This is a genomic window from Paracoccus hibiscisoli (assembly GCF_005048265.1).
Lineage (GTDB): Bacteria > Pseudomonadota > Alphaproteobacteria > Rhodobacterales > Rhodobacteraceae > Paracoccus > Paracoccus hibiscisoli.
Map to the genome: position 1 here is coordinate 1 of NZ_SUNH01000067.1, position 4,725 is coordinate 4,725.

Here is a 4,725-nt window from a genome sequence, read left to right on the forward strand (position 1 = left end):
ATGATCAAACATGACGCGACCTATCAACTGGCTGCCCTGCGTGCCGGAACCGTCACGGCCCGAGAGCTGATGACGACGACGCTGGACCGGATCAACGATATCAACCCTGGGATCAACGCCATCGTGGCCCTGCGCGACCGCGACACGCTTCTCGATGAGGCCGAACGCGCGCCCCAGGGTCCGCTGCAGGGCCTTCCCATGGCCATCAAGGACCTGACCGAGACGGCAGGGATCGTGACCAGCTATGGCTCGCCTGCTTTCCGCGACCATGTGCCTGCCGCTGACAGCCCGATGGTTGCACGGCTGCGACGTGCGGGCGCGGTGATCATCGGCAAGACCAACACGCCAGAATTCGGCTTGGGTTCGCACAGCTACAACCCCGTTTATGGCGTCACCCGAAACCCTTATGACCGGACCCGCTCGGCCGGCGGGTCGAGCGGAGGTGCCGGAGCTGCGTTGGCCACCCGGATGGTCGCGCTGGCGGACGGCTCCGACATGATGGGCTCGCTGCGCAACCCGGCGGGATGGAACAACGTCTTCGGGTTCCGGCCCAGCTATGGGCTGGTGGCAGGCAGCGGACCGGGCGATCTGTTTCTGGCGCAGCTGTCGACTGAGGGGCCGATGGCGCGGTCGATCCGGGATCTCGAACTGCTGCTGGCCATCCAGTCAGAGCATGACCCGAGGCACCCGCATTCCAGCGGGCCCTACCGCCCCGAAGCGACGGGTGCAAAACTGAGGATCGGCTGGCTGGGCAACTGGGGTGGCGCCTATACTATGGAGCCGGGGGTTTTGGAACTGTGCGAGGCAGCTGTCCGCGTGTTCGAGGACCTGGGCCACAGCGTCACGGCCTTGGCGCCTCCCTTTCCGGCCGAGGCGCTGTGGGAGGCCTGGACCCTGCTGCGCAGCTGGACCATTGCCGGCAACCTTGCACCGCTGCTGCGCAAATCGCCCGAACTGGTGAAGCCTGAGCTGCAGTGGGAGATCGAGCGCGGTCTCGCAGCAACGGCCGCCGACATTCGCAGGGCCAGCGCCATTCGTTCCGACTGGTTCCGCTGCACGGCCAGGATGAAGGTGGATATCCTCGCACTGCCTTCGGCGCAGATCTTTGCGTTTGATGCGGATTGGCACTGGCCGCAGCAGATTGCCGGCACGACGATGGACAGCTATCACCGCTGGATGGAGATCGTGGTGCCGGCCTCCCTTACCGGGCTGCCTGCGCTATGCGTGCCGGCAGGATTTTCTTCCGAGGGCACACCAATGGGAGTGCAGCTGATTGGACATCGTGGACAGGACGCGGCGGTCCTGAACCTCGGGCGGGAATATGAGGCCGCTACCGACTGGATCGCGTGCGGGCCTGCAATCTGAGCGGTGGAGTTTGCCGAGGCAGCCGAGGCGGCTTTGCCAGGGAATGCACGTTCCGGCCCGGAGCGGAGGGTGACGGCGAACAGAGATGTTCGGTGAGTCTTTCTGGAAGCAAACGTTGCTGACCGTTGCAGCGACGTCCATCCCCAAGCGCCCTCGGCAGCACCCAATCTTGACTTGGACGTTCTCATAAACTCCTCCAAGACCAAGGCAGGTAGCGGGTGCTTCGAGGTCAGAGCGGAATGGCCGCGCAATTGATCCGGCTTGGCCGGTCCACGCTGCATAGCCGCACATGGCTACACTAGTCTCTCACGCCGCTGGCTTGAGATCCTTGGTCGCGGCGCTTCACGAAGCCGTAGATCAGGAGCCCAAACGTTGCGATCAAGAAACCGCAGGCGATGGGGCGCTCCAGGAAAATCACCGGATCGCCGCGTGAGACCAACAGGGCGCGACGCAGGTTCGTCTCGATCAGCGGGCCGAGGACGAAGCCCAGGAGCAGCAGCGCAGGGCTGAAGGCCGCCTGCGTCAGCGCATAGCCGATGGCCCCGATGGCCGCGACCATGACGATGTCGAAGGTGGAGCCGCGCACGGAATAGACGCCCAGGCAGACGAAGATGATGATCGCCGGGTAAAGCCAACGGAACGGAATGCGCAGCATCGACACCCAGATCCCGATCAGCGGCAGGTTCAGGACCAGAAGAAACAGGTTCCCGATCCCGAAGCTGACGACCAGGCCCCAGAACATGTCCGGATGCGCCTCCAGCATCATCGGGCCGGGCTGGATGCCGTGGATGACCAGCGCACCCAGCATCAGCGCCATGATCGGATCGCCCGGGATGCCCAGGGTCAGCGTCGGCACGAAGGCGGTGATCGAGGCCGAGTTGTTGGCGGCCTCGGGGCCAGCGACCCCCTCAATGGCGCCCTTGCCAAAGCGTTCGGGCCGGTGGGCGACGCGCCGCTCCAGCGCGTAGCTGAGAAAGGACGAGATGGTCGAGCCGGTGCCCGGCAGCGCGCCGAAAAAGCCGCCAAGCGCGGTCCCGCGGGTGATGGGCGCCACCATCAGCCGCAGGTCGTCGCGCGTGGGCACCAGCTCTCGCAGGCTGACGCGGGCGGGGGGGCCGTCGCGCTCGGCCTTGCGGATGTTGCCGATGATCTCGGCCAGACCGAAGAGGCCCATCGCCAGCGCGACCAGATTGATGCCGTCCAGCAGCTGGACCTGGCCGAAGGTGAAGCGTTGCGCGCCCGAATTCACGTCCGTGCCGACACAGCCCAGGATCACGCCCAGCACGACCATCGCCAGGCTTTTGGCCATTCGCCCCTCGCCGATGGTCGAGGCCGCGACCAGCCCCATCACCATCATCGCCGCGTAATCCGCCGCGCCGAAGCTGGTCGCCAACCGGCTGAGCCAGCCCGCCAGCAGGACCAGAATCACGATCCCCAGCATCGAACCCGCGAAGGACGAGACCATCGCCGTAAACAGTGCGACGCCCGCACGCCCCTGCTGTGCCATCGGGTAGCCGTCCAGCGTGGTCACCGCCGATTGCGGCGTGCCCGGCAGGCGTAGCAGGATCGAGGCGACAGCCCCGCCATATTGCGCGCCGTAATAGACTGCGGCCAGCATGACCAGCGCCGCTTCGGACGAAATATAGTAGGTGATCGGCAGCAGCAGCGTGATCGCCGCCATCGCGCCGATGCCGGGCAGAACGCCGACCAGCGTGCCAAGCACCGCACCCAGAAGGCTGTAGATCAGCACACCCGGTTGCAAGGCCACCGTCAGCCCGTGGGCCAGGCCCTCCAGCGTGGTCATCGCAGCGCCCCCGGCCAGACGGGCAGCGACATGTTCAGGCCGCGCACGAAGACCAGCCAGACCAGCGCCGTCACCGCGACGGACAGCACCAGCCGCCAACCAAGGCCCCCCCGCGGTGCGACCGAACTGGCGATAAGCACCGTCAGCGCCGTGGTCAGAAGGACGCCCAACTTGTCCAGCAGCATGCCGAAGACCAGCAACGCCGCGACGACGGCGATAATCTCGGGCCAGGCGAAGGGGCGCGACTGACCGGGCCGGCTCATCGCGGGGACGGCGATGACCGCCCCCAGACCCGCGAGCAGCATCCCGAGCGTCACCGGAAAGAAGCCCGGCCCCATTCGACGCAGGCTGCCCATGTCATAGCTGACCCAGGCATAGCCCGCGACGGCCAGCCCGGTCAGCGCAAGGGCCGCGCCCCAGCCAAGATCATGCAGGTCGCGTCGCATCAGCGTTCCGGCCTATTCGGCTGCCTGGACCGTGTCGATCACCCCGCCCCAGAGCGCGGTGTCATCTTCGATCCGCTGTGCCAGACCGGCGGGCGTCCCGGGCTGCGCCTGCCAACCCATCGCCAGCAGCCGGTCGCGCACTTCGTTGTCGGCCAGGATAGTGTTCAGTTCGGCGTTCAGACGCTCGATCACGGCCGGGTCGGTCCCGGCGGGGGCGATGAAGGCGTTCCACAGCTCGGCCCTGAAATCCCCGGGCAGGCCCGCGGTCCCCGCGATGACAGGAACATCCGGCACCTGCGCGAAAGGTTCGGCCGAGGTGACGCCCAGCATCTTCATCGTGCCTGCCTCGACCTGCGGCAGCGCCGCCGAGGGGGCCATGAAGCCGCTGTCGATCTCGCCTCCAAGGATGGATGTCGTGACCTCGGCATAGCTCTGGAAGGGGATGTGGAACAGCTGGATCCCGGCGGCACTGGCGAACAGCTCGGCCGTCAGATGCGCCCCAGACCCCTCGCCAACCGAACCATAGCTGATTGCCTCAGGCTCGGCGGCAGCGTCGATGAAACCGGCAAGGTCGTCGGCCGGGAAATCCGCGCCCACGGCCAGCACCAGCGGGCTGGTCGCGATCAGGCCCACCGGGGCGATGTCGGCCATAGGATCGTAGCCCAGATCGGGGATCAGCCGCTGCGCCGTGGTCAGCGGGCCGTTGATGGTGATGCCAAAACTGTCGCCGCCGCGGGCCAACATTTGCTGAACCCCGATCACCCCGCCGGCGCCGGGACGGTTCTCGACGACGACCGGCTGGCCAAGCGCCTCGGCCAAGGGATCGGCGACGATCCGTGCAATGGTGTCAGGTGACGAGCCTGCGGGAAAGCCGACAAAGATATGCACCGGACCGGTGGGCCAATCCTGGGCGGTTGCAGCAGAGGACAGGGCGCATCCGGTCAGGAAAGCGGCGACGGCCGCACCGCGGCGTGTTTGGCAATAGATCATATGAGGCTCCCCCGATGAATGGTGCATCGTTTGTTGCCCTTGCTTGCAGGGGCGTCAATGGCCAGTGGGCAGATGGGTGCGATGCTTCGAGACGCCCCATGCCTGCCGTCAATCTAGCTC

Annotated in this window: 4 protein-coding genes; 1 reads left to right on the forward strand and 3 read right to left on the reverse strand. The window is 66.4% G+C overall.

Translation table 11 applies throughout. The features are described 5' to 3' along the window. Positions 1–1,365: an amidase gene (locus tag FA740_RS19110; RefSeq protein WP_136858382.1), complete on the forward strand. Its 1,365-nt coding sequence runs from the start codon at positions 1–3 to the stop codon at positions 1,363–1,365. 298 nt (positions 1,366–1,663) lie between these two features. Here the strand turns inward: FA740_RS19110 and FA740_RS19115 are convergent, their stop codons facing one another. From FA740_RS19115 to FA740_RS19125, 3 genes are read right to left on the reverse strand one after another with little or no spacing between them, the layout of a single operon-like run. Beyond that, positions 1,664–3,169: a tripartite tricarboxylate transporter permease gene (locus FA740_RS19115; protein WP_136858383.1), complete on the reverse strand. Its 1,506-nt coding sequence runs from the start codon at positions 3,167–3,169 to the stop codon at positions 1,664–1,666. Then, positions 3,166–3,615 carry a tripartite tricarboxylate transporter TctB family protein gene (locus tag FA740_RS19120; RefSeq protein WP_136858384.1) on the reverse strand — a complete coding sequence of 150 codons (450 nt, stop codon included), beginning with the start codon at positions 3,613–3,615 and terminating at the stop codon, positions 3,166–3,168. Before FA740_RS19120 ends, FA740_RS19115 begins: the two co-directional genes overlap by 4 nt. Before the next feature lie 12 nt (positions 3,616–3,627). Continuing rightward, the gene (locus tag FA740_RS19125; RefSeq protein WP_169306388.1) at positions 3,628–4,605 is read right to left on the reverse strand and encodes a Bug family tripartite tricarboxylate transporter substrate binding protein; all 978 of its coding nucleotides are present in this window, start codon (positions 4,603–4,605) and stop codon (positions 3,628–3,630) included. Positions 4,606–4,725 lie beyond the last annotated feature (120 nt).

Excerpts from the sequence above, each read along its gene's own strand:
- FA740_RS19110 (WP_136858382.1), top strand. The coding sequence starts at position 1 with ATGATCAAACATGACGCGACCTATCAACTGGCTGCCCTGCGTGCCGGA.
- FA740_RS19115 (WP_136858383.1), bottom strand. The coding sequence starts at position 3,169 with ATGACCACGCTGGAGGGCCTGGCCCACGGGCTGACGGTGGCCTTGCAA.
- FA740_RS19120 (WP_136858384.1), bottom strand. The coding sequence starts at position 3,615 with ATGCGACGCGACCTGCATGATCTTGGCTGGGGCGCGGCCCTTGCGCTG.
- FA740_RS19125 (WP_169306388.1), bottom strand. The coding sequence starts at position 4,605 with ATGATCTATTGCCAAACACGCCGCGGTGCGGCCGTCGCCGCTTTCCTG.